General features: G+C 57.6%; 21 protein-coding genes and 1 tRNA gene. 8 read left to right on the top strand and 14 right to left on the bottom strand.

Going from position 1 to position 25,325, the window contains the following annotated elements; all coding sequences use genetic code 11:
- Nucleotides 1–1,380, top strand: a 1,380-nt coding sequence (locus ACEW8J_RS09930; protein ID WP_373491480.1) for a SulP family inorganic anion transporter, incomplete at its 5' end; no start/stop codon positions are given.
- A 13-nt stretch (nt 1,381–1,393) separates the two neighbouring features.
- Nucleotides 1,394–2,245 (top strand): universal stress protein, encoded by an 852-nt coding sequence (locus tag ACEW8J_RS09925; protein WP_373491479.1) that lies wholly within the window; start codon nt 1,394–1,396, stop codon nt 2,243–2,245.
- 667 nt (nt 2,246–2,912) lie between these two features.
- Here ACEW8J_RS09925 and ACEW8J_RS09920 read toward each other — a convergent pair.
- The 3 genes from ACEW8J_RS09920 to moaA all read right to left on the bottom strand — a co-directional run bounded on the left by ACEW8J_RS09920 (nt 2,913) and on the right by moaA (nt 4,818).
- Nucleotides 2,913–2,987: transfer RNA gene (locus tag ACEW8J_RS09920), tRNA-Asn, on the bottom strand.
- 74 nt (nt 2,988–3,061) lie between these two features.
- Entirely contained in the window at nt 3,062–3,835 is a 774-nt protein-coding gene (locus tag ACEW8J_RS09915; protein WP_373491478.1) for an NAD kinase, read from the bottom strand.
- A complete protein-coding gene (gene moaA / locus ACEW8J_RS09910) occupies nt 3,832–4,818 on the bottom strand; it encodes a GTP 3',8-cyclase MoaA (protein ID WP_373491477.1) in 987 nt (328 codons plus the stop codon). Before moaA ends, ACEW8J_RS09915 begins: the two co-directional genes overlap by 4 nt.
- Nucleotides 4,819–5,135: 317 nt before the next feature.
- Between moaA and ACEW8J_RS09905 the strand changes: the two genes are divergently transcribed.
- Nucleotides 5,136–7,001 carry a putative bifunctional diguanylate cyclase/phosphodiesterase gene (locus ACEW8J_RS09905; protein ID WP_373491476.1) on the top strand — a complete coding sequence of 622 codons (1,866 nt, stop codon included), beginning with the start codon at nt 5,136–5,138 and terminating at the stop codon, nt 6,999–7,001.
- On the opposite strand, the gene mfd is transcribed toward ACEW8J_RS09905, so the two are convergent.
- Both mfd and ACEW8J_RS09895 read right to left on the bottom strand, forming a co-directional pair.
- A complete protein-coding gene (gene mfd / locus ACEW8J_RS09900) occupies nt 6,998–10,429 on the bottom strand; it encodes a transcription-repair coupling factor (protein WP_373491475.1) in 3,432 nt (1,143 codons plus the stop codon). The genes ACEW8J_RS09905 and mfd overlap by 4 nt on opposite strands.
- 71 nt (nt 10,430–10,500) lie before the next feature.
- Nucleotides 10,501–10,767, bottom strand: coding sequence for a succinate dehydrogenase assembly factor 2 (locus tag ACEW8J_RS09895; protein WP_373491482.1), 267 nt, complete (start codon nt 10,765–10,767; stop codon nt 10,501–10,503).
- Nucleotides 10,768–10,825: 58 nt separating this feature from the next.
- Here ACEW8J_RS09895 and recG point away from each other — a divergent pair, with 58 nt between their 5' ends.
- Nucleotides 10,826–12,883, top strand: a complete 2,058-nt coding sequence (gene recG, locus ACEW8J_RS09890; RefSeq protein ID WP_373491474.1) for an ATP-dependent DNA helicase RecG — start codon at nt 10,826–10,828, stop codon at nt 12,881–12,883.
- On the opposite strand, the gene ACEW8J_RS09885 is transcribed toward recG, so the two are convergent.
- Nucleotides 12,833–13,204: a PilZ domain-containing protein gene (locus ACEW8J_RS09885; RefSeq protein WP_373491473.1), complete on the bottom strand. Its 372-nt coding sequence runs from the start codon at nt 13,202–13,204 to the stop codon at nt 12,833–12,835. The two genes, recG and ACEW8J_RS09885, sit on opposite strands and share 51 nt — an antisense overlap.
- A gap of 96 nt (nt 13,205–13,300) precedes the next feature.
- Nucleotides 13,301–14,530, bottom strand: coding sequence for a tyrosine--tRNA ligase (gene tyrS, locus ACEW8J_RS09880; protein WP_373491472.1), 1,230 nt, complete (start codon nt 14,528–14,530; stop codon nt 13,301–13,303).
- A 38-nt stretch (nt 14,531–14,568) separates the two neighbouring features.
- Between tyrS and ACEW8J_RS09875 the strand changes: the two genes are divergently transcribed.
- From ACEW8J_RS09875 to ACEW8J_RS09865, 3 genes are read left to right on the top strand one after another with little or no spacing between them, the layout of a single operon-like run.
- Nucleotides 14,569–15,114: a DOMON-like domain-containing protein gene (locus tag ACEW8J_RS09875; RefSeq protein ID WP_373491471.1), complete on the top strand. Its 546-nt coding sequence runs from the start codon at nt 14,569–14,571 to the stop codon at nt 15,112–15,114.
- On the top strand, nt 15,114–16,310 hold the full coding sequence (locus ACEW8J_RS09870; protein ID WP_373491481.1) for an exo-beta-N-acetylmuramidase NamZ domain-containing protein: 1,197 nt from the start codon (nt 15,114–15,116) through the stop codon (nt 16,308–16,310). The genes ACEW8J_RS09875 and ACEW8J_RS09870 overlap by 1 nt, the downstream gene beginning before the upstream one ends.
- Nucleotides 16,311–16,367: 57 nt before the next feature.
- Complete coding sequence (locus tag ACEW8J_RS09865) at nt 16,368–16,670, top strand: hypothetical protein (RefSeq protein WP_373491470.1); 303 nt, start codon at nt 16,368–16,370, stop codon at nt 16,668–16,670.
- Between the two features lie 3 nt (nt 16,671–16,673).
- Here ACEW8J_RS09865 and ACEW8J_RS09860 read toward each other — a convergent pair whose 3' ends face one another.
- From ACEW8J_RS09860 to ACEW8J_RS09830, 7 genes are all read right to left on the bottom strand, one after another.
- Nucleotides 16,674–17,855: a VWA domain-containing protein gene (locus ACEW8J_RS09860; protein ID WP_373491469.1), complete on the bottom strand. Its 1,182-nt coding sequence runs from the start codon at nt 17,853–17,855 to the stop codon at nt 16,674–16,676.
- A gap of 15 nt (nt 17,856–17,870) precedes the next feature.
- Nucleotides 17,871–18,716 (bottom strand): AAA family ATPase, encoded by an 846-nt coding sequence (locus ACEW8J_RS09855; protein WP_373491468.1) that lies wholly within the window; start codon nt 18,714–18,716, stop codon nt 17,871–17,873.
- A 104-nt stretch (nt 18,717–18,820) separates the two neighbouring features.
- Complete coding sequence (locus tag ACEW8J_RS09850) at nt 18,821–19,480, bottom strand: hypothetical protein (RefSeq protein WP_373491467.1); 660 nt, start codon at nt 19,478–19,480, stop codon at nt 18,821–18,823.
- A gap of 192 nt (nt 19,481–19,672) precedes the next feature.
- The gene (gene rpoD, locus ACEW8J_RS09845) at nt 19,673–21,682 is read right to left on the bottom strand and encodes an RNA polymerase sigma factor RpoD (protein ID WP_373491466.1); all 2,010 of its coding nucleotides are present in this window, start codon (nt 21,680–21,682) and stop codon (nt 19,673–19,675) included.
- 23 nt (nt 21,683–21,705) lie between these two features.
- On the bottom strand, nt 21,706–23,574 hold the full coding sequence (dnaG, locus tag ACEW8J_RS09840) for a DNA primase (protein WP_373491465.1): 1,869 nt from the start codon (nt 23,572–23,574) through the stop codon (nt 21,706–21,708).
- The gene (locus tag ACEW8J_RS09835) at nt 23,571–23,945 is read right to left on the bottom strand and encodes a GIY-YIG nuclease family protein (RefSeq protein ID WP_373491464.1); all 375 of its coding nucleotides are present in this window, start codon (nt 23,943–23,945) and stop codon (nt 23,571–23,573) included. The genes dnaG and ACEW8J_RS09835 overlap by 4 nt, the downstream gene beginning before the upstream one ends.
- A gap of 80 nt (nt 23,946–24,025) precedes the next feature.
- The gene (locus ACEW8J_RS09830; protein ID WP_373491463.1) at nt 24,026–24,478 is read right to left on the bottom strand and encodes a GatB/YqeY domain-containing protein; all 453 of its coding nucleotides are present in this window, start codon (nt 24,476–24,478) and stop codon (nt 24,026–24,028) included.
- 133 nt (nt 24,479–24,611) lie between these two features.
- Between ACEW8J_RS09830 and ACEW8J_RS09825 the strand changes: the two genes are divergently transcribed.
- Nucleotides 24,612–25,325, top strand: a 714-nt coding sequence (locus ACEW8J_RS09825) for a carbamoyl-phosphate synthase domain-containing protein (RefSeq protein WP_373491462.1), incomplete at its 3' end; no start/stop codon positions are given.

Raw genomic sequence — 25,325 nt, 5'->3', positions numbered from 1 at the left:
TTTTCGATCATCGCCGGAGTCGATCCGCGCGTCGGTCTCTATGCCTCCTTCTCGATCGCGGTGATCATCTCGCTGGTCGGCGGGCGTCAGGGGATGATCTCGGCTGCCACCGCCGCGGTCGCGGTGCTGGTGGTGCCGCTGGTCCGCGATCATGGCCTTGATTATCTGTTCGCCGCCACGATCCTGATGGGCGTGATCCAGCTGGTCGCCGGTTTCCTGCGCCTCAATCTGCTGATGCAATATGTGTCGCGGTCGGTCATTACCGGCTTTGTCAACGCGCTGGCGATCCTGATCTTCATCGCGCAACTGCCCGAACTCATCGGCGTACCGATGATGACCTATGCCCTGGTCGCGGGCGGTCTGGCGATCATCTATCTGTTCCCTTATCTGACCAGGGCGATTCCATCGCCGCTGATCTCCATCGCGATCCTGACGGCGCTGGTGTTCTATTTCGGAATCGATGTGCGCACCGTGAGCGACATGGGCGAATTGCCGTCATCGCTACCGGAATGGCTGATCCCCGATGTGCCGTTCACACTCGAAACGCTGCAGATCATCCTGCCCTATTCGGCGACCATGGCGGCTGTCGGCCTGCTCGAATCGATGCTGACCGCGCAGATCGTCGATGATCTGACCGACACCCCGTCCGACAAGCAGCGCGAGATGAAGGGACAGGGCATTGCCAATTTCTTCACCGGCTTCCTCGGCGGCATGGGCGGTTGCGCGATGATCGGCCAGTCGGTGATCAACGTAAAGTCTGGCGGCGAAACCCGCCTGTCGACCTTCGTTGCCGGTTCCTTCCTGCTGTTCCTGATCCTCGTTCTGGGTTCGCTGGTCGCGATCATCCCGATGGCGGCGCTGGTCGCGGTGATGATCATGGTCTCGATCGGTACCTTCTCGTGGCAGTCGATCCGCGATATCCGCCATCATCCGTGGCAGTCGTCGGTGGTGATGCTGGTGACCGTCGTAATCGTGGTATGGACGCACGATCTGGCGCAAGGCGTGCTCGCCGGCGTGATCCTGTCGGGCCTCTTCTTCGCCAGTAAGGTCAAGCGCATCTTCACCGTGGAATCCGAACTGTCGGCCGACGGACTGTCGCGCCAGTACCGCGTATCCGGCCAGGTATTTTTTGCGTCCTCCGAAAGCTTCGTCGAGGCGTTTGATTTCAGGGAAGTGCTGGACCGCGTCGTGATTGACGTGTCACAAGCGCATTTCTGGGATATTTCGGCGGTCGGCACGCTCGACAAGGCGATCCTGAAATTCCGCCGCGAGGGCACGGAAGTGGCAGTGACCGGCCTCAACAAGGCCAGCGCCGCCATGGTTGATCGTTTCGCCATCCACGACAAGCCGGGTGCCGAGGGGCAACTTGGCGGCCATTGAGAGGATCAAGATTATGGAACATGTGCTCACCTGCATCGACGCCTCGGGCTATGCCGACAGCGTCTGCGATCTTGCGGCCTGGGCTTCCCAGCGCCTGGAGATGCCCGTTGAACTGCTGCACGTGGTGCAGCGCAGCGATGCCGTCGCTGCACGGGGCGACCGGTCGGGCGCGATCGGTCTTGGGGTCAAATCCAGCCTGATGGAAGAACTGGTCAAGATGGAAGCGGCCGAAACCAAATTGAAAGTGGAACGCGGCCGGATGTTGCTGGCCGCCGCAGAAAAGCGGCTGCGCGAGCGGGGGGTCGCCGATGTGCGCATGGTGCACCGGCACGGCGGTATCATCGAGACGATATTGGAACGCGAGCAGGGGGCCCGCGTCGTCATCATCGGCAAGCGCGGCGACAGTCACGAATTTGCCCAAGGCCATATCGGATCGAATATCGAACGGGTCGTCCGGGCCAGTACCAAACCGGTCCTGATCGCATCGCGCGAATATACCGAGCCGCAGAATATTATCTTCGCCTATGATGCCAGTCCCGCCGCCGATCGTGCGCTGGAACGACTGGTGGAATCCCCCCTGTTTACCGGGCTGCCGGTGAACATCGTCATGGCGGACACGGACAATGAGGCGCACCGCCGCGCGCTGAACAGCGCCGCTGCGCGCCTTGGCGAAGAACGGATCGTCACGACCACGCTGGATTCGGGCAAGCCCGAATCCCTGATCGCCGCAATTGTCGAGCAGACAGCCGGCGCGATGCTGGTGATGGGCGCCTACGGCCATTCGCCGATCCGGACGCTGATCGTCGGAAGCACGACGACCACGATGATCCGGACGGTCCATGTGCCGGTGCTGCTGGTACGATAATTTGGGCCTCGATCTTGACCGTTTTCGCGAAAAGCTTGTGGCCCGGCGGGGCATTGCTCGAGATTCCGGGACGCTCCACTCAATCGTCATCTCCGCAACGGGATCATCGGATCGTGAGAGCCGCCGCGCAATCATCAAAAAGCTCACGCTGCTTTTTCACCGGGAAGGCCAGCACCACTTCAACCCTGTCAAACCAGCGCGCTGCAAGGTCAGCCCATATTCTGGATCGTGATTGCGTTCCAAAGTGCGGCACATGTTTGCCGAAGTCGAGATGAGGAACGGGAATTGTCGGACAGGCGCGCTCTCGCTGTAAAAGTGCACTGCTGCCGTGGCTAATGCTGCAGAACGCTTCGGCAAAGTCCGGACCATGCTTTCCTACAATCTAAGGTCTGTGATAAATTCGCGCCATGATTGATTCGACTCTTCATTGTCTGGCGGGAGTCCGCAACGCATCAAGAGCGTTTCCAGGATGGCACACGGTCGATCGCCATGTCCTGCGGGAACGAGCAGATTTTGCTCGATAACCTTGTCAGGATTGTAAAGTTTATCAGCAAGAAGGAGATTTATCTGAACAAAAAATTTTCCGGCAAAAGAGCGCACCGCTTTCGATTCCAAACGACCTTTTGGAGAATCACCGAATTTACAGAAAGTCTGGTCAGTAGAAAAGTGGCTCCCCGAGTTGGATTCGAACCAACGGCCATTCGATTAACAGTCGAATGCTCTACCACTGAGCTATCGGGGAACATGCCCGATACTGGATCGGGCTTTTCGTGGTGAAGCGCGCCTATAGCAACGAGATTTGCGGCCCGCAAGCCATCAAACGACAAATTGTTCCATGGCGATGCGATCGTCAAGCGCATGTTCCGGATCGAACAACATGGTCAGCGCCTGGCTGCGGTCGACAGCGACGGTGACGCGGCTGACATCACGGACTTCCTGCTGGTCGGCGACCGCGCTGACCGGCCGCTTTTCGGGGTTGAGTACGCGGATGCTGATCTCCATCTTGTCCGGCAGAATCGCGCCTTTCCAGCGTCTGGGCCGGAACGGGCTGATCGGGGTCAACGCCAGCAGATTGCAGGTCAGCGGTAGGATCGGGCCATTGGCGGACAGATTATAGGCGGTGGAGCCGGCCGGGGTGGCGACCAGAACGCCGTCGCAGACCAGTTCCTCCATCATCACCCGGCCGTTGATCTCGATCTCGAGCTTGGCGGTTTGCCGGGTCTCGCGGAGCAGCGACACTTCGTTGATCGCGGGCAGGGTGAAGCTGGCACCGGACAGGGTCTCGACCTCCATCCTGAGCGGCTTGACCTTGAACGCCCGGGCCTTGACCAGGCGCTCGCCGAGGTCTTCCAGATGCCAGTTGTTCATCAGGAAGCCGACGGTACCGAGATTCATGCCGTAAACCGGCATGATCGTCCGGCGATTGAGCATCTGGTGGAGCGTTTGCAGCATGAAGCCGTCGCCGCCCAGTACAACCGCCTGATCGGCCTCTTGCGGCGGGACCCAGTCGATCATCGGCTTGAGCATTTCCGCGGCTTCCTGCGCCGGCTGGGTGGGCGACACGATCAGTGCCCATTTCTTTGCGGTCATCCGCCGGTGACGTTCATATGGCGCTCCAATATCTCAGCGGACCCGTCGAGCTGGGCATTGAAATCATGCCGTTGCGGTTTGAGCTTTAGAGCCTGTTGGAGCAGTTGGTCAACGGCGGCGATACCATCCTTGCGCACGGCGGCGCGCAAGTCGACATGGGCGCTGTGGCCAAGGCACATGAAGATCTTGCCGTCCGTGGTCAGGCGCAGCCGGTTGCAGTCGTCGCAGAAATTGTTGCTCAGCGGCGTGATCAGGCCAAGCCGTAGTCCGAGCGGTTCGACCGAAACATAGCGCGCCGGTCCGGCACTACGATGGGCGATCGGGGCGAGGGCATAGTGACGTTGCAACGGAAGGAGGAATTCATCGGCGGATATATGGGCCAATTTGCGATCGGCACCGACATCACCCAGCGGCATGGTCTCGATGATGGTCAGATCATGGCCATTTGCCGCGCAATATTCGGTCATCGGCAGCAGATCCGCCTCGTTGAAATCGCGCAACGCGACCATGTTGATCTTTACCCGGATGCCGGCGGCCCGGGCGGCCGCTATGCCATCGAGAACGACCTTCACGTCGGCGCCGCGGGTGATTTCGGAAAAACGGCCGGGGTCAAGCGTATCCATGCTGACGTTGATCCGCCGCATGCCGTGGGCGGCGAGATGGTCGGCATATTCGCTGAGCAGCGACCCGTTGGTGGTCAGTGTCAATTCGTCCAGTTCGCCCGATGCCACTTTCCTGCCAAGGCGCTGGATAACATCTTTCATGTCGCGTCTGACCAGTGGTTCCCCGCCGGTCAGACGGATTTTGCGGATGCCGTGGCCGATGAAGCGCTCGGCAATCAATGTGATCTCTTCCAGCGTCAGCAGCTCCGACTTCGGCATGAAGGTCATTTTCTCGGACATGCAATATTGGCAGCGGAAATTGCACCGGTCCGTCACCGAAATCCGCAGATAATCAATTTTGCGTCCGAAACCGTCTTGCATTGGCCGCCTCATGTTGTTTCAATACAACAAAGCTAGCGATTTTGGCATGCGCAAGCAACGCCATATAAAGGATTTCCTGCTACGGAAAAAGATAGTCAATCGCTTGCAAAGCCAAGACCTGGCTGTCCCTTTAAAGGAGTTTTGACGTCCAACCACCTTCTTCCTCGACGGCGCATCCGGCTGAATTCAGAAATCTATTCCTGCTTTCCTTCCACAAGCGCGATCCGCTGGCCGCAGAAATTGCCTCGTTCGGCTGGCGCGTCCATTCCGCCCGCAGACTGGATAATCTCAGCGCCCGGTTCTTTTCTGCCGGTGCCATGATCGCGGTGATCGATGTCCGCCTGGCGGAACGTGAAGGCTTGCAGGCCCTCACCGAACTTGCCGGAGCCGCGTCTGATGGCGGTATTGCTCTTTTGGCGCTGGTCGATAGCCGACAGAATCGCGGCATCGTCGGACAATGTTATGACGCAGGGGCGACCCACTATCTGGATCTTGCCGATAACGGCGCGGATCTTGAACAGGCGATCAACTATGCCTTTCGCTATGTCGAGAATTTCAGAGGCGGTGCCGAACATGCTAGTCACGAGCAGTCCCTCTTGACCATCGCGGATTTGCAATGGTCGATGAGGCTGAATGCGGTCAACGAACATTGGATAAGCGACAGTTTGCTGGCAGAGGCTAGCAAAATTGATTTCCGGCAATATCCCGTAACCGGCATCTACCGCACATTGTCGCAAGAAGAACGGAAGCGTGTCCGCGGGGCGATGGGACGGCTGCGCGATGGAGCGCGGCAGGCCGCGGTGCCGCACCAGCTGAACGGCCGACCGGTGATCCTTCATTTGCACGAAGCCGATGGCCGGATTTTCGGCCGGATTGAATATCTCGCGGACGAAAAGCGAGCCGATGACTGGACCGGGCGGGATCTGCTGTCCGGGTTACGCAATGCGGTAGCGGCCCGCGCCTGGATCGGGCAGCAACTGGAAGATGATAGCCAGTTGACGCTGATTGCGATCGGCATCAAGAATTTCCGGATGATCAATGCCGCTTTCGGGCGACACGCCGGGGACCATCTGCTCCGCATTGTCGGGCACAGGCTGATGGATCATACGCAGAAAAAATATAAAGGTCCGCATCTGGTAGCGCGTCTGGATGGTCAGAATTTTCTGATCGCGCTCGCCAACATGTCGAACGACAAGATCTCCGATTTTGCTAGCGAACTGATCGGCAGTGTGTTTGGGGATCTGCAGTTGGAAGGCCGACCAATCAACCCGGTTGCGCGCGCCGGGGTCGCGATCGGCAGTGAAGTTTCGAGCGCGAAGACATTGATCAGAAAAGCGGTTCTGGCGCTTGCCGAAGCGACGGCGGCGGATGCCCTGCCAATTAATTTCAGCGATGTTTCTGAAGCCGACGTGCATCTGGAAGAGGTGCTCGAAGATCAGCTGACAGGAGCAATGGGCCGCGGTGAAATCGTCATCGCCTTCCAGCCGCAGATGAAGGTCGATACCGGGCAACTGGTCGGCGCGGAAGCGTTGGCGCGCTGGGAGCATCCCGAATATGGGCTTTTGGGGGCTGCTACGCTGTTCGCCGTAGCGGAGCGGGCCGGGGTGATGGAAACGCTCTCGACGCAAATTCACAAGCAGGCATTGACCCTGGCTGCCAATTGGCCGGCCAGCCTCGGCTTCCTGCGCCTGTCACTCAATGTCACGGCAGGCGATCTCGCGGTCGCCGCATTTGATGATGAGATGCTGAGACAGGTCAAAACCGCCGGTTTCGATCCGTACCACTTGACTCTCGAAATCACCGAATCTGAATTGATCGGTAATCTGTCGGCTTCGGCAGACAAATTGCATCGCTTGCGGAAAGCCGGCCTTTGCATAGCGATCGACGATTTTGGTACCGGCTACAGCAGCCTGTCCTATCTCAAACAGCTGCCGGTCGACTATTTGAAAATCGACAATGGTCTGACCGGCGACATCAGTGGTTCGGTTAAGGATCAGGTGGTGGTCCGTTCGATCATCGACATGGCGCACAGCCTGAATCTCAGCGTAATCGCCGAAGGCGTGGAAACGGAAGCGCAGTTGAAAACCCTTGCCGAGCAGGGCTGCGAATATTTCCAGGGATTTCTGCGGTCCGGTCCGCTTTCGCCAGACGAATTCGAAGCCTTCGCCTTGCGCAGCAACTAGGTGGCTGCGCGTTGTGCCAGCTTCGACAGGCCCGTGGTCAATTGAGTCAGGCCATGCAGCCTCGATTTGGGATCGCGCCATTTGCGTTCGATGAACAATTTATTGTCGGGGCGGATACGCGCGGTTCCCTTGAGCCGGTCGACATAGTCGAGCAGACCCTGGACATTGGGGAACCGGTCATTGTGGAAGGTGACCAACGCGCCGCGCGGCCCCATTTCGATTTTCGCTATCTGCGCATTCACGCAGTTCATTTTGATATGCATGAGTTTGAGCAGATTGTCGGTCTGGATCGGCAGATCGCCAAATCTGTCGATCATTTCCGCAGCAAAGGATTCGATTTCCGGCAGGGTTTTAAGGCCGTTCATCCGGCGATAGAGACCCATCCGGAGGGACAGGTCTGGCACATATTCTTCCGGGATCAGAATCGGTGCATCGACCGTAATCTGGGGGGAGAAGCTATCTGTTCGTAACGGCATGCCGGAACCTTTGGCCTTCGCCTCCAATATCGCATCTTCCAGCATGGACTGATAGAGTTCGAAACCGACTTCCTTGATATGCCCGGATTGTTCGTCGCCCAGCAAATTGCCGGCCCCGCGGATATCGAGATCATGGCTGGCGAGTTCGAAACCGGCACCCAAACTGTCGAGATCACCCAGAATCTTCAGCCGTTTCTCGGCCTTTTCGGTGATGATACGGTCTTTTGGCGTGACCATATAGGCATAAGCGCGCGTTTTGGACCGCCCGACCCGGCCTCTGAGCTGATAGAGCTGGGCCAGGCCGAAGCGGTCGGCGCGGTGGATGATCAAGGTGTTGGCGCTCGGAATATCCAGGCCGCTTTCGACAATCGTGGTCGAGAGCAACACATCATAGTTGCGGTCGTAAAAGGCGGACATCCGTTCTTCCACGGTCGCCGGCGCCATCTGTCCATGCGCGACCACATAGGTCAATTCCGGGGCATGTTTCTTGAGAAAATCCTCAATGTCCGGCAGGTCGGCTATGCGCGGAACGACGATAAACGATTGGCCGCCACGATAATGTTCGCGGAGCAATGCCTCGCGCAGCGGCACAGGGTCCCAAGGCATCACATATGTCCGCACAGCGAGACGATCGACCGGAGGAGTCTGGATGACCGACAGTTCCCGCATGCCGGTCATCGCCATCTGCAATGTGCGCGGGATCGGCGTGGCGGTCAGGGTCAGCACATGGACGTCGGCTTTCATTGCCTTGAGACGCTCCTTGTGGGTCACGCCGAAACGTTGCTCTTCATCAATGATGATCAGACCGAGCCTCTGAAATTCTATCGACTTGGCGAGCAGGGCATGGGTACCAATCACGATATCGACATCGCCGCTGGTCAGGGCTTCGCGGGTTTTTTTGGCCTCGGCAGGCGGAACCAGGCGCGACAGCCGGCCGATCTTCAATGGGAAGGGCCGAAACCGTTCTTCAAAATTATTGAAATGCTGACGAGCCAGCAGGGTGGTCGGGGCGATTATGGCGACCTGCATCCCGGCCATGGCCGCAGCAAAGGCGGCGCGCATCGCGACCTCGGTCTTGCCAAAGCCGACATCGCCGCAGACCAGACGATCCATCGCCTTGCCGGAGGCCATGTCGCCGAGCACTTCCTCGATGGCCTGTTGTTGATCATCGGTTTCCTGATAGGGGAAACGATCCACGAAACCTGCCATTTCGGAGGCTTCAACGCGAGCCGGCGTTGCCGGCTGCAGCGCGCGAGCAGCGGCGGTTCTGAGCAGCTCATGGGCAATAGCGCGGATGCGCTCCTTCAGCCTGGATTTGCGCCGCTGCCAGCCCTCACCGCCCAGCCGGTCGAGCACGACGCTGTCCCCGCCTTCACCATAGCGGCTGAGAACGTCAATATTCTCGACCGGGACGTAGAGCTTGTCGCCGCCAGCATATTTCAGATGGACGCAGTCATGCGGGCTGGTGCCAACCGGAATCGAAACTATGCCTTCGTACAAGCCGATGCCATGTTCCAGATGGACAACCAGATCGCCCTGGCTGAGCGCTGAAAGTTCCTCAATAAACGCATCGCTGCTTTTGCGCCGCTTGGATTTGCGGACCAGCCGGTCTCCGAAAATATCCTGTTCGGTGAGCAGAGACAGGCTTTCGGTGCGAAAACCCGAAGAGAGCGGCAAGATGGTCAGCGCCACCCCGGGCGCGGCTGACAGGCATGCTTGCCAGTCATCACAAAGTACAGCTGTCTTTACATCATGATCCTTGAGCAGGTCAAAAATGCGCGCCCGCGAACCCTTGCTATAGCTGGCAACAATGGCTGTGGTTCCAGCCTTCGCCAGACTGTTGAGATGGGCGATCAATGCCCGATAGATATTCTCGTTCCGCGCCCGCTCCGGCGAAAAATCGCGGGGTGACGATACCGACATCGACAGTACGGTTGCAGACTCCGGTTCGTCAAACTCGCTCAGAATATGGACTGGCGCATCATTCTCTTGTGACCGCCATTCTTCGGGAGTCAGATACAGCAGCTCCGGCGGCAGCGGACGGTAGCTTGACAGATTGGCCTTGTCCGCCTCAACCCGGTTCTTGTGATAGTCTGCGATGGACGTAAACTGGGCTTCTGCCGCAGCTGATCCGGCTGCATCGCGCAAAATTATGCAATCATCTGCGAGATAATCAAATATCGTGACAAGCTGGTCTTCGAGCAGTGGCAACCAATGTTCCATCCCGGCCAACCGTCGGCCTTCGGAGATCGATTGATAAAGGGCATCGCTTGTCGAAACCGCGCCAAAAAGATCACGATAGCGGGTACGGAAGCGAGTGATGCTGCCGGCATCCATCAGCAATTCCGATACCGGCAGCAGATCAAGTTTGTCGATATTGCCGACGGTGCGCTGGTCGGCCGGGTCGAATTGCCGCAGGCTCTCGATCTCGTCGCCAAAAAGATCAATCCGGATCGGCAGTTCGGCACCCGGCGGAAACAGATCGATCAGACCGCCGCGCGCTGCAAATTCTCCGCTGTCAGCTACAGTATCCACGCGCACGAAGCCGTTGGCATAGAGGAAAGAGATCAGCTTTTCCTGTTCGAGGATCGTTCCGGGTGCGAGCCGGGTGACAAATTCCTTGATTCGGGATGGGGCGAGTACTCGCTGGGTGACGGCATTGACCGTCGTGACAACCAGTTGCGCCGCCGTGCAGGGGAGGGCAAGCTTGGCCAAGGCCGCAAGCCGGTCCGAAGTCGTATGCAACGCCGGGGATGCGCGGTCATAGGGCAGGCAGTCCCATGCCGGGAATTCAATGGTTTCCAGTTCCGGCACAAAAAAACGGGCAGCTTCCACAACTGCGCTCATCGCTGCGTCGTCGGTGGCGACAAACACCGTTCGCCTGCCGGATTCGACTGCGAGGTTCGATAGAAACAGCGGTCGATAGCCAACCGGTACACCGGCTAGCGTCATGGCCTTTTCGGAGGAAATCAATCTATCGGGATAAGACACTCAAAATGACTTTTTATCATGGGGGAAGAGCATTATTTCGTTGCGTCAATATAGTCGAGTTGCTGCATGGCATCCATTTGCGGTCCGTCAAAAGCGGCGGGAACGGGCAGCGTTCCGATTGCCCAGGCCATGACATCCACGTCATCTTCGGAAAGCAGGCTTTCAAACCAGTCCATCTCTGGTTCCGACCAGTCCTCGGCATAGCGATCAAAGAAACCACCGATCAGGAAATCGGCCTCTCTGGTTCCGCGATGCCATGCGCGAAATTGCAGCCTTTTCAGCCTTGTTTCGCGGTCCATATCTGCTGCTCCAACTTGGCTGGCATATTGCGCCAGCGAGGTATAAAGGCGGATAGACATGCGGCCCGAGATACTCAATCCATTATTTGGCGAAACCCAGTCGCTCAAGGGCATTGGCAAGGTGCTGGCCAAGCCGCTGGAGAAACTGCGGCTGACCCGGGTCAAGGATCTGCTCTACCATCAACCAAGCTATTGGATGCACCGCAAACGCGTCGATATTCTGGATGAAGTCGATGTGGGAGAGACGATCATCGTGCAGGTCACTCCGGTTGATTATCGCACTGGCGGTCCTCGCAGCCCGTTGCGGGTGCATGCGACGGACAAGCTGGGCAATTATATCAGCCTGACCTTTTTCGGACGGAATCCGGGCTGGCCCAAGAAATTGCTGCCGCTGGGCGAACCGAAGATCATTTCCGGGAAACTCGAGCGTTACGGCGATGAGCTGCAGATTGTCCATCCCGATCAGGTGCTTGAGCTGGGGCAGGGGGACGATATCGCTTTGCTGGAGCCGATCTATCCTTTGGCGGACGGACTGGGCAATGCGCGCATGCGGCAACTGATCGAACAGTCGCTGGCGATTGCGCCGTCGCTGCCCGAATGGGTTGAGCCGAGCCAGCTTGCGGCCAAGAAATGGAAGAATTGGAAGGATAGCATATTGGCGCTTCATTCCAGCGAAGGCGAGGACGCGAGCGATAGACTGGCTTATGACGAGGTGTTCGCCAACCAGCTGGCATTCATGCTGGTGCGCGCCAGCAACCGCAGCAAGAAGGGGATTCCGATCCAGAGTGACGGCAGGCTGCGGGATCAAATGAAATTGCCGTTTGAACTGACCAACGCCCAGAAACGCTGTATTGCGGAAATAGAAGGCGATCTTGCCCAAAATTCGCCCATGCTGCGCTTGCTTCAGGGTGATGTCGGCTCGGGAAAGACCCTGGTTGCGGTGATGGCCCTGCTATCGGCGGTGGAAGCGGGATATCAGGGCGCTTTTCTGGCTCCAACCGAAATTCTGGCGCGGCAGCATTTTGAAAGTCTGCAGAAATTGTTGGCGGGTGTTCCGGTCAACCTTGCGATCCTAACCGGGCGCGACAAGGGCAGGGTGCGGGAAGCCACGTTGATGGGGCTGATGGATGGATCGATTAACATATTGATCGGCACCCATGCGATTTTTCAGGAGCATGTCCGTTACAAGAATCTCGCCGTGGCTGTTATCGACGAGCAGCATAAATTCGGAGTTTCACAGCGCCTCATGTTGACGCAGAAGGCCGCCCGAACACCGCATTTGCTGGCGATGACCGCTACGCCGATTCCCCGGACGCTGACGCTCAGCCAATATGGCGAAATGGATGTCTCGCGCATCGATGAGCTACCTCCGGGGCGGCAAGCGATCGACACCAGCGTGATTTCCGACGCCCGCTTGCCGGAGGTTATCGAAGGTCTGGCCCGGCATATCGCTGCGGGTGGCCAGGCTTACTGGGTCTGTCCGCTGATTGATGAGAGCGAAAAAAGCGATCTGGCCGCGGCAGAAGAGCGAGCCGGCAGTCTAAAAGCCCGGTTCGGTGACCAAGTCGGGCTGGTCCATGGCCGGATGAAGGGGCCGGAAAAGGATCTGGTCATGGCTCGTTTTCAGCGCGACGAAATCAAGGTGCTTGTCGCGACCACGGTGATCGAAGTCGGGGTCGATGTGCCTAATGCCAGCCTGATGATCATCGAAGCTGCGGATCGTTTCGGGCTCGCCCAGTTGCATCAGCTGCGCGGGCGGGTCGGCCGGGGCAGCGTCAAGTCCAACTGCCTGTTGATTCGCGGCGAAACATTGAGCGAAACGGCGCGCGCCCGGCTCAGCTTGATGCGCGAGACAAATGATGGCTTTCGTATTGCGGAGGAAGATCTTCGCTTGCGCGGGGCGGGGGAATTATTGGGTACTCGGCAATCGGGCGATGCGGGCTTTCGCATCGCGACCCCGGCACAGGTTAGCGAACTGATCGGAGCCGCAACCGATGATGCCCGACTGCTGCTCGATCGCGATGGCGGTCTGGACAGTGAGAGAGGACAGGCAGCCCGGATCGCGCTATATCTTTTCGAACGGGACTGGGGTGTCAGCCTGCTGCGCAGCGGATAGATTTTGAAGGCTGTTGATCTTGTCCAGCATTGCCACGAAATCCGGTTCGCGGATAACCCGCTCAAATTCAAAACCGTGACGGCCCTGATGGGACCAGACAAGATAGGCTTCAATACGTCCGGCAACGGGCAAACGGACAATTAACCGGTCTCCCTTTGCCATGTCGAGTGGGTCAACCAGCATCATGCCATGGGCGGAAATATTGGCAATCCGTACCCGGATTTCCCGATCAGGCTGAATTTCGCAAGTGGTTTCAAAATCGACCGGAAAACGCGTCGCACGTCGCAGATCTGGTAATGTCTCAGGCGATATGCGCGTCATGTCCGATGAACTCCGTAAAATGGTTCAACGTGACAATAGAGGCGTATCGAGAATAAATGGTAAACAACACAAATAGCCGCGGGGGCGGCGAGGACGTCAGGCCCTGCGCAGTAACCCGTGCTTCTTCTTGCCCGCCGATATTTTCCGGTCGCCATCGGGCAGGTCGATCATTGCGCCAGCGTCGCTCACAGCGTCATCGTCGATCCGGGCACCACCACCTGCGACGAGCCGCTTGGCTTCGCCTTTCGATGCGCAGAATCCGATCGCTACCAAGGCATCGAGAATCGAAATCTCTGCTTCCGATATCTCCAGCACCGGCAAATCGCTGCCAGCAGCGCCTTGCTCAAACGTCTGTTGCGCGGTCTGGGCAGCGGCATTCGCGGCAGTTTGGCCATGGGCCATGGTCGTCGCGGCATCAGCCAGTATCTTTTTGGCTTCGTTGATCTCGGAGCCTTCGAGCTTTTCCAAACGGTTGATCTCGTCCAGTTCGATGTCGGTGTACAATTTCAGGAACCTGCCAACATCGCGGTCGTCGGTGTTGCGCCAGAATTGCCAATAATCGTAAGGCGAAAGCCGGTCAGCATTCAGCCAAATCGCGCCATCTACGGATTTGCCCATTTTGGAGCCATCAGCCTTGGTGATCAGCGGGGTGGTGACGCCAAATAGCTCCGCCCCTTCCATTCGGCGGGCCAGTTCAATTCCGTTGACAATATTGCCCCATTGGTCGGAGCCCCCCATTTGCAGCCGGCAATCATATTGGCGGGACAGTTCGAGAAAATCATAGGCTTGCAGGATCATATAGTTGAATTCGAGGAAGGTTAGCGGTTGCTCGCGCTCCAGCCTGAGTTTTACAGAATCAAAAGTCAGCATGCGATTGATCGTGAAATGACGGCCGACATCCCGCAAGAACGGTATATATTCAAGCTGGCTCAACCAATCGTCATTGTTGACCATGACTGCATCGGTCGGACCATCGCCAAAGGTCAGAAAATTCTCGAAACAGCCACGAATTTTGGCAAAATTTGAAGCGATCCCGTCGTCATCCAGCATTTTGCGCATCTCGTCCTTGCCGGAAGGATCACCCACTTTGGTGGTTCCACCGCCCATGAGCACGATCGGCTTATGTCCGGCCTGTTGCAGGCGACGAAGCAGCATGATCTGAACCAGATTGCCCACATGCAGTGAATCCGCAGTGACATCGAATCCGATATAGCCTGGGATGATGCTGTTGGTGGCAAGGCTGTCCAATCCGCCGGCATCGGTTAACTGGTGGATATAGCCGCGATCATTCAGTAGACGCAGCAGATCAGATTGATAATGGGTCATGGATGGGTGCGTTACATGGGGATCACGAAAGTCGCAATATGCGTTTGAACCTGCAATGCCACCCTTCTACGCCCGTATCGGCCATCGATCAAATTGCGGTTGAATGGTCGATGTCCGAGACCGGAACGATCTGGTTGAGATTCCACGCCACTGGCCATGTCGATGAAGTCATATTGCCTGACGATCTCGACCAGTCCGAGCGCACCGACAATTTATGGCAGCGGACCTGCTTCGAACTATTCCTCAAGGAGCCCGGAAAAGAACGCTACTGCGAGTTCAACTTCGCTCCTTCGGGCAACTGGGCCGGATACAGCTTTTCCAGCTATCGCGAGGGGATGGATCAGCTCGCAATGGCACAAGCACCAGAAATATTCATGGATTTCAGTGACGCACATATCGGCCTGGAAGCAAGTTTCGGATTGCCGGATAACTGGGTCCAGAACGAGTTCGAAGCGGCCCTGTCCGCCGTCATAGAAATGCAAAATGGAGAGAAATCACTCTGGGCTTTGGCGCATCCCGCAGGTAGGCCGGATTTCCATCATCAGGACTGCTTTAAACTCGAAATGAAGGCGACGGAACGTTGATAAAATTTGGAATAGACAGGTTGGTCGAGGATGCCGAGCTGCGTCGACCGCTGGCGGGAAAACGGGTTGCGTTGCTGGCGCATCCCGCTTCGGTAACGCACGATCTTGTCCATAGCCTGGATGCGTTGTCCGGCCTTGATGATATCAACCTAACCGCGGCTTTTGGTCCGCAACATGGCCTGCGGGGCGACAAGCAGGACAATATGATCGAGACCGAGGATTATCTCGACCCGGTTCACAATATCCCCGTGTTCAGCCTGTACGGCGAGGTCCGTCGGCCGACGGCGCAATCGATGGAAACATTCGATGTCATCCTGATCGATCTCCAGGATCTCGGTTGCCGGATATATACCTTCATCACCACCCTCCGATACATGCTCGAAGCAGCGGCCGAACATGGCAAATCAATATGGGTGCTGGACCGGCCGAATCCTGCGGGCAGGCCAATCGAAGGCACTCTGCTTGAAGAGGGCTGGGAAAGTTTTGTCGGCGCTGGTCCAATGCCGATGCGGCACGGGCTAACCATGGGAGAAATGGGCCGATGGATGATCAGCCATTTGCATCTTGATGTCGATTACCATGTGATCCCGATGCTGGGTTGGCAGCCCCAAGGTCCGGGCTTCGGCTGGCCGGAAGATCGCATCTGGATCAATCCCAGCCCGAACGCGCCCAATGTCAATATGGCGCGCGCCTATGCGGGGACGGTGATGCTGGAAGGGACCACGCTGTCCGAAGGACGGGGAACCACCCGGCCGCTGGAGCTGTTTGGCGCGCCGGATATTGATGCAAGAGCGGTGATCGCAGCAATGCAGCAAAAGGCACCGCAATGGCTGAACGGGTGCACGTTGCGGGAAATCTGGTTCGAACCGACATTTCACAAGCATCAGGGCAAATTGTGCAATGGCGTCCAGATCCATGCCGAGGGACCAGCCTATGATCACCAGGCTTTCCGTCCCTGGCGCCTGCAGGCGCTGGCGTTCAAAGTGATCGGGGAACTTTATCCCGGATATGAATTGTGGCGCAATTTTCCCTATGAATATGAACTGGACAAGTTGGCGTTCGACGTAATCAACGGGGGACCGGCCTTGCGGCAGTGGATCGAGAATCCCGATGCGAATCCCAACGATCTGGACGCTTTCACGGTGCCGGACGAGCAGGCCTGGGCTGAGACAGTGACAGATCATCTCCTTTATTGAAATGCTGCACTGCAACATACTTATTGCATTTGGCGGCAAATCTGGTAATTTGGGAGAATGTTACCGAGCAAAGAAATATTCGAAGGCGTCGCGCTGAAAAAATGTGTGGCCGCGACCTATAACAACACGATTTTCAAGCTGGCGCCGCATATTCTCTATACGCGGCACGAAGAGATGTATGTCGACGCCATACCGCTGGAAAAAGACGGTCAACCGCCGAAGGAAGTCAAGATCGGCACGTTCAAGCTTTCCGGGCTGAAAGACGTGCGGGTCGAAGAGCTGCATTTCGAAATATCGGAAATTTTCGAACCGGCGGCCGAAAAATATGACGGCACCACCTTGCTGGCGATCGAAAGCTAAGCATCAGCCCTGCTTGCGGGTCAGTTCCTTCATCGCATCGCTGAGACCATCGACGGTCAGCGGATACATGCGGTCATTCATCAGTTCGCGGATGATCTTGACGCTTTGCGAATAGCCCCATTGCTTTTCCGGGACCGGATTGAGCCAGGCAGCGGCGGGATAGGTGTTGGTCAGCCGGTGCATCCAGGTGACCCCGGCTTCTTCGTTGAAATGTTCGACCGAGCCGCCCGGATGGGTGATTTCATAAGGACTCATCGACGCGTCGCCGACGAAGATCAGCTTATAATCATGGCCATATTTGTGGAGGATGTCCCAAGTATTGGTCCGTTCCGAAAAGCGCCGGCGATTGTCCTTCCACACGCCTTCATAGGGGCAGTTGTGGAAATAGAAAAACTCAAGATTCTTGAACTCGGAGGTCGCCGCGCTGAACAGTTCCTCGCAAAGCTTGATGAAGGGATCCATGGATCCCCCAACATCCAGAAACAGCAATAGTTTGACCGCATTGTGCCGTTCCGCCCGCATGTGGATATCGAGCCAGCCCTGCTTGGCGGTACCGTCGATCGTCCGGTCGATATCAAGCTCTTCGGCGGCACCTTCACGGGCAAATTTGCGCAGCCGGCGCAGCGCCACCTTGATGTTGCGCGTGCCGAGAAGCTTGCTGTTGTCGAGATTCTGAAACTCGCGCTTGTCCCAGACCTTGATCGCCTTTTTCTGGCCGCCTTCGCCACCGATCCGGACGCCTTCGGGATTATAGCCGGAATTGCCGTAAGGCGAGGTGCCGCCGGTGCCGATCCACTTGCTGCCGCCTTCGTGCCGCTTTTCCTGTTCCGCGAGCCGCTCTTTCAGCGTCTCCATAATCTCGTCCCAGCTGCCGAGGGAATTGATCTTTTCCATTTCCTCTTCGGAGAGATATTTCTCCGCGACCGCCTTCAGCCAGTCTAACGGGATATCCTCTTCCTGCACGCCGTAACTGGTCTCGATCCCCTTGAACACTTTCGAGAAGACCTGATCAAAACGGTCCAGCAGGCCTTCGTCCTTCACGAAGGTCGCGCGGGAGAGATAGTAGAATTCTTCCGGACTGCGCCGGATCACATCCTTCTCGAGCGCCTCAAGCAACACCAGATGTTCCTTGAGCGAGGCGGTAATGCCAGCGGCTCTGAGTTCGTCCATGAAGTTAAAGAACATCGTTCCGGCCCCAGCCTAGCGCGCTTCCCGCTTCGCCATGAACGCGAGCCGTTCGAACAGCATCACATCCTGTTCGTTCTTCAGCAATGCGCCATGCAAGGGCGGGATGGCCTTGCTGGAATCCTGCGATTGCAGGACTTCCAACGGCATGTCCTCGTTGAGGATCAGTTTCAACCAGTCGAGCAATTCGCTGGTGCTGGGTTTTTTCTTGAGCCCCGGAACGTCGCGGACGTCGTAAAAAATGTCCATCGCCTTTTTCACCAATATGCCCTGAATATTGGGGAAGTGGACGTTGATGATTTCCTGCATCGTCTCGCGGTCGGGGAATTTGATATAGTGGAAGAAACAACGGCGGAGAAACGCATCGGGTAATTCCTTCTCGTTGTTCGACGTGATGATCACGATCGGCCGTTCCACCGCCTTGATCGTCTCTTTCGTTTCATAGACATGAAATTCCATGCGATCGAGTTCCTGAAGCAGGTCGTTCGGAAATTCGATATCCGCCTTGTCGATCTCGTCGATCAGCAGGACCGGCAGTTCGGGAGCGGTGAAGGCCTCCCAAAGCTTGCCCTTGCGGATATAGTTGGAAATGTCGTGGACCCGCTCGTCTCCCAGCTGGCCGTCGCGCAGACGCGCCACCGCATCATATTCGTAGAGGCCCTGATGGGCCTTGGTGGTGGATTTGACGTTCCACTCGATCAGCGGTGTCTCCATCGCCTTGGCGATTTCATAGGCCAGCACGGTTTTGCCGGTTCCGGGTTCGCCCTTGACGAGGAGGGGGCGCCGGAGGGTCATGGCGGCGTTGACAGCTACCTTCAGATCGTCGGTTGCAACATAGTCCTGGGTACCGTCAAAACGCATGATATTCTATTCCTTGCCGTGAACGTCAAAGCATAGGCGATAGGGAAAATGCCCAATCCAGGCAAGTTAATCATTTAGTTAAGATCGATCGGATATGTGCTTTGTCAGCGGGAAAGGCGGGTGTTGCGCCGGGCTTCGAGAAGCTGCCACAGGCCACGATGCTGATTGAGCAACTGTTCCGCACCGAAATTCAGGGCCCGTTCCATCATCGGAGTTGTCGCGAGGCGGCTGTGGAGCGCAGCGGACTGTTCGATATTCGGCAGGACGGAGGCGCGTGCCTCGACCCCGACCCGCAGGGCGATCCGTTCCAGTATCTTTCGGACATGATGCCAGTCTGCGGCCAGCCCGATGGCGGCGCCAATGGCGCAGCCGCTGCGATCGGACTGGGACAGCATCTCCAGCGCCTTGCGCTGACCGAGTACGGCGGCATTGCTCTGATCGTCGACGCTGACGCCAGAAATCGGCCCCGCCGCCACGGTTAGCTTCGTCAGGAAAGCGCGTTCGGCAGCGAAGCCGTCGGTCGCCTGGACCAGCCATTCCCGCGCTGCATCGTCGACCGTCTTGGTCGCGGCATGATCGACGACGCCCGGATGCCGGCCGTGCAACACGCAGAGGAAATGGGCGATGTCAGCGGTATCAGCGCCGGACAAGGTCGAAAAATCCTCGGTGATGAGCTGCACATAGGGCGCGGAGTCGCTGCCATATGTGCCGACCGGTCCAGCGAAGCCGGGCGAGGTCACCCATTGTGCATTTTGTCCTAGCATCGCGTGTCCGATATCCCGAAATGGTTGGAAAATGCCCTGAGCATCTTCGCCTGATGTCGAGTATATAGGTGATACCTAAAGAGTCGGTTTACCGACCGTTAGGGATTTGCAAACCATAGTTGTCGGCCATAGTTCTCAGCCATAGTTCTCGGGCATGGCATCCGACCATGCAGTCGAGCGGCCGGCGCGGGTCTATTGGTCCAGGAAGCTGCGCATCTTGCGGCTGCGGCTGGGATGTTTCAGCTTTCTCAACGCCTTGGCCTCGATCTGCCGGATCCGCTCGCGGGTAACGCTGAACTGCTGGCCGACTTCCTCGAGCGTGTGATCGGTATTCATGCCGATGCCGAAACGCATGCGTAGCACGCGCTCTTCTCGAGGGGTAAGGCTTGCCAGAACGCGGGTTACGGTTTCCTTCAGATTGGCCTGAATCGCCGCATCGACGGGGATGATCGCGTTCTTGTCCTCGATGAAATCGCCGAGATGGGAATCTTCCTCGTCGCCAATCGGGGTTTCGAGCGAAATCGGTTCCTTGGCGATTTTCATCACCTTGCGCACTTTTTCCAGCGGCATCGACAGGCGCTCGGCCATTTCTTCCGGAGTCGGCTCGCGGCCCTGCTCGTGAAGGAACTGACGGCTGGTGCGAACCAACTTGTTGATCGTTTCGATCATGTGCACCGGAATGCGGATGGTGCGCGCCTGATCGGCAATCGACCGCGTGATGGCCTGACGGATCCACCATGTGGCATAGGTGCTGAACTTGTAGCCGCGGCGATATTCGAACTTGTCGACCGCTTTCATCAGGCCGATATTGCCTTCCTGGATAAGATCGAGGAACTGCAGGCCGCGGTTGGTATATTTTTTGGCGATCGAGATGACGAGACGGAGATTGGCCTCAACCATTTCCTTCTTGGCGATGCGCGCTTCGCGCTCGCCCTTTTGCACCATGTTGACGATGCGGCGGAATTCGACCAGCGACGTGCCGGTGGCATTGGCGATATCGGAGATTTCCGCGCGGATGCGATCGACGGCGTCCGCTTCCTTCTCGACAAAGGTCGCCCATTTCTTGTCGGTCTTGGCCATGCTGGCCATCCAGTTGTCGTCCAGTTCGTTGCCGACATAGCTTTCCAGAAACGCACGGCGGGGAACCTTGTGCCGCTCGGCCAGCCGGAGCATCTGTCCGCCGAGCGTGGTCAGGCGGCGATTGAACGAATAGAGCTGATCGACCAGAAATTCGATCTTGTTGGCGTGAAATTGCACGCTTTCGACCAATGCGGTCAATTCTTCGCGCAAATTATGATATTTTATCTCGGATGCGGGCGGGAAATCCTTGCCAGCTGCCAGCGATTCCAAGCGGGTCGTTTGCAATTTCGAGAATTTCTTGAACACCGATGTGATCAGAGCGAATTTTTCCAGCGCGTCGGGTTTCAGGGCTTCTTCCATCTGCGCGAGCGAGAGGGTATTGTCTTCCTCTTCCTCCTCGACCACGCGCTTGGTGCGGCGTTCGGTCAGCTCGGCTTCATCATCATCTTCGCCATCGGCCGGTTCGGCGTCCTCGACCTCGTCATCATCCTTGAAGGACGGGCCAGCGGTCTTTTCGCTGATTTCGCCATCATCATCGTCGCCTTCTTCCAGATTTTCCGGAACAGGGTCCTTGGACAGCATGGCGTCGAGATCGAGAATTTCGCGGAGCTGCATCTCGCCGTCGTTGAGCGCGGTCGACCATTCGATGATCGCGTTAAACGTGGTCGGGCTCTCGCAAAGTCCCCAGATCATGGTGTCGCGGCCAGCTTCGATGCGCTTGGCAATGGCAATTTCGCCTTCGCGGCTGAGCAGTTCCACGGCGCCCATCTCGCGCAAATACATGCGCACCGGATCGTCGGTGCGATCGGCTGCCGCTTTTTTCGGGACGGCGGCAGCGGATTTTTTATCCTTGTCCTTGCCGTCGATCGATTCGACTTCGTCTCCGCCCAGTTCTTCGGCGACTTCCTCGTCATTCTCGACGATACGGACACCCATTTCGGAGATGGCCGACATGACGTCTTCAATCTGTTCGTTCTGGTCCTGGGGCAGGGCTTCGTTCAGTTCGTCAATCGTCAGATAGCCGCGCTTCTTTCCCTGGGCGATCAACTTTTTGATCGCACTGTCGTTCAGATCGATCAACGGTTCGTCTTCGGCTTTGGAATTTTTTGCTTTACTTGCCAATGGCTCAGGCCCCTAATTTAAAACTACATCGTGTCGTCGATCTGGGTCAGATCAACCAACCGCTCGTGAAACAACTGCTTTGCTTGGCGAAGGCGCTGCTGCTCGGCATAACTTTCTTCCGTAAGATCGTCCTGCACTCGCCGCGTCGCCTCTGCCAGAGCCGCTTCCAGTCCGGGGCGCGCTGTCACAACCAGAATCGCTTCTGCCAAATCCCGATGCGCCCGTTCGATCAAAAGCGAAGGGGCATCGTCTGGCAGCTTGCGGTTGAAAGTGAAACTCAGCGCATCGGCCCGTAACAGCCCTTTTGCGACATTATAACAATCTGTCTTTTCCAATATGGTAAGAAGGCCCTGCATATCAAGCGTTTCTTTGCTCATGGCGGCATTGATCAATTCGCCGAGCAGGGCCTGCAATTGCGAATCGGCCAGCTTGATGGCGCTTAGCTCTTCAAAATGCCCGGAAATCCGGCAGGGATGGCGGATCAGGCCGCCCAATATGCCCTTGGCGATCTGCAGGTCATAACCTTCGATCAAAAAGGTTTTCGTATCATCCATCGGTTTGTAGGAGACAAATTTCGACGGGAATTTGCGATTATAGCTCGGCGCACGCCGGTTGTCGGACCGGTTGTCGCGGGGAGCAAAGAAGGCGGCCTGGTAGCGGTCCTGAAATTCCTGTCGATAATGCTCGGCAATATCCGGATCGGCGATTTCGCGCGCATGATCGGACAGGCGCTTCTTCAGGCCAGCCTTGGCCTCCGGTGTACCCAGCGGTTCGGCGTCATATTCCACCTGCCAGATCTTGTCGTCGAGCATCTGCGGTTTCGCGATCAGAGCGGCAAAAGCATGGGCACCGCCGGAGCGGATCAGGTCATCGGGGTCCTGCCCGGCAGGCAGCGATATGAAATTCAGGCTGTGCGCTGGCCGCAATAGCGGCAGCGCCCGCAAGGCCGCGCGCATCGCCGCCTTCTGACCGGCGTTGTCGCCGTCAAAACAGAGGATCGGCGCTTCGACCATCTTCCAGAGACGCTCGATCTGATGTTCGGTCAGCGCCGTGCCGAGCGGGGCAACGACATCGGCGAAGCCGGCCTGGGCCAGCGCAATGGCATCCATATAGCCCTCGACGACCAATGTCCGCCCGGTCTGGCGGGACGCAGGCGAGGCCTTGTCGAGATTGTAGAGGGTGCGGCCCTTGTCGAACAGAGGCGTATCGGGGCTGTTGAGATATTTGGGCTCGCCATCGCCCAGGATCCGGCCGCCAAAGGCGATCACCCGGCCGCGCGGATCGCGGATCGGAATCATCAGGCGGCCGCGGAACCGGTCATAGGGCTCCTTGTCATCGACCTGGATCAGCAGACCCGCCTCGATCAACTGGTCGATGCCGTGAACGGAGAGCGCGTCCTTCAGCCGACCGCGGGAATCGGGGGCGAAGCCGAAACCGAACTCGCGGATGGTCTTCTCGGATATGCCCCGATTTTTGAGATAGTCCCGCGCCGGAGCGCCGTCGATGCCGTTGAACTGGGTCACAAACCAGTCCTGTGCCGCCGCCATGACGTCATGCAGGGTGGCGCGAGTCTCCTGCCGCTGTGCCGCGCGGGGATCGGGGGCAGGGACTTCCATCTGCGCTTCGGCGGCGAGATCCTTGACCGCGTCCATGAAGCCAAGACCGCGCTGCTCGGTCATCCAGCTGATCGCATCGCCATGGGCGCCGCAGCCGAAGCAATGGTAGAAGCCCTTTTCGTCGTTGATCGTGAAGCTGGGTGTTTTCTCGTTATGGAACGGGCAGCAGGCCTTATATTCGCGGCCGGCCTTCTGTACCTTCACCGTTCGCCCGATCAGCGACGACAGCGTGACACGCGATCGCAGTTCTTCGAGCCATTGCGGGGAAAGGGTCATTCTGTATTCTCGATGTCTCGACTACGCTCGACACGAACGGTCTTTGGCGCGCCTATCTCGCCGTTCGTCTCGAGCGAAGTCGAGAGACGTTCCTTCGGTGGTTTTGAGAAATAGGACAATTTTTTCCAGTCCCCTGCAATGAGTGCGCGCTTCTTGGCTTGAGACCATTTCTTGACTGCGAACTCGGCTGACAAGGCCTCTTCTCGAGTGGGGAAGGTCTCGCACCAGGCCAACTCTAAAGGTCGTCGCACGCTGGTAAACTTGCAATATCCACCGCTGCCATGTTCGGCCATCCGGCGCTCCAAATCATCCGTGTGACCGGTGTAGAACTTACCGTCTGCGCATCGCAGCATGTAGGTCCAGAAGGCCAATTATGCGCCTTCCAGGTGTCTCGACTTCGCTCGACACGAACGGCAAGTCAGTGCTGCACTCCGAAGGTAATCGATGATTTTCACGCCAGCGCCGCCTTTACCAGGGCGCTGGCTTTGCTCATGTCGATTTCGGTGCCGTGGCGCTGTTTGAGTTCGCCCATCACCCGGCCCATGTCCTTCATGCCGTCGGCGCCGAGTTCCGCCTTGATGCCGGCGATCAGGGCTGCGGTTTCCTCGTCGCTGAGCTGCGCGGGGAGGAATTCCTCGATCACCGCCAGTTCCATCTTCTCCGCTGCCGCCAGTTCGGTGCGGCCGCCGGATTCGAACATTTCGATCGATTCGCGGCGCTGCTTGGCCATTTTCTGGAGGACATCGATCAGGATCGCGTCATCGTCCCGGGCATCATCCCTGGTCCGCAGTTCGATATCCTTGTCCTTGATCTTCGCCAATATGCTGCGCGTGGCGGCAGTGCGGTCCTTGTCACCGGCCTTCATGGCGGCAATTTGCGCGGCTTTCACGGTATCGCGAATCATGGCGTCCCTCATATTTTTGGAGTAAGCGACCACTATAGCGGGAAGATAATTTTTTTCATAGATTGTGGCGTCAGAAATCTGGCTCTAGGCCGCATGAAATTTTGCGCCTACCACGGACCCGAAGGAACAGCCCATGACCCATGCCCATAATCCCGACGCTCCCGAGGGTGCAACAGGGATATTGGTATTGGCCGACGGGACGATCGTGTGGGGCAGGGGCTTTGGCGCGACCGGCTCCGCGGTCGGCGAAGTCTGCTTCAACACCGCGATGACCGGCTATCAGGAGGTGATGACCGACCCCAGCTATGCCGGGCAGATCGTGACCTTCACCTTTCCCCATATCGGCAATACCGGGACCAATGACGAGGATGTCGAGGCCGACAGGCCGCATGCGCTGGGCTGTATCGTCCGCGAGGATGTGACCGCGCCGAGCAATTTTCGCGACCAGAAGCCGTTTGACCAGTGGATGGCGGAACAGGGCCGGATCGGGTTGAGCGGAGTCGATACACGGGCGCTGACCCGGCGGATCCGCGAAGCCGGTGCACCCAATGCGGTGATCGCTTATGATCCCGATGGGAAGTTTGATATCGACGAGCTGCTCGCCAAGGCGCGGGCCTGGGCGGGGCTGGAAGGGATGGATCTGGCGAAGGATGTGACCGGGCACCAGACCCAGTTGTGGGACAAGGGAGGTCTCTGGCGGCTGGGTCATGGCTATGCGAAAATGGAAGAATTGGAAGCATCTTCCGGTGCCTTCGCGTCGAGCGCAGCCGGGGCGCCGGATGGCGAGCGCCAGGGTCTCTCGACTTCGCTCGAGACGAACGGGGAGAGGCCAGACGATCCAAAGTTG

Source organism: Parasphingorhabdus sp. (assembly GCF_041748495.1).
Lineage (GTDB): Bacteria > Pseudomonadota > Alphaproteobacteria > Sphingomonadales > Sphingomonadaceae > Parasphingorhabdus.
Note: the sequence above shows the minus strand (reverse complement) of the source record. Positions and strands in the feature narration are given on the sequence as shown.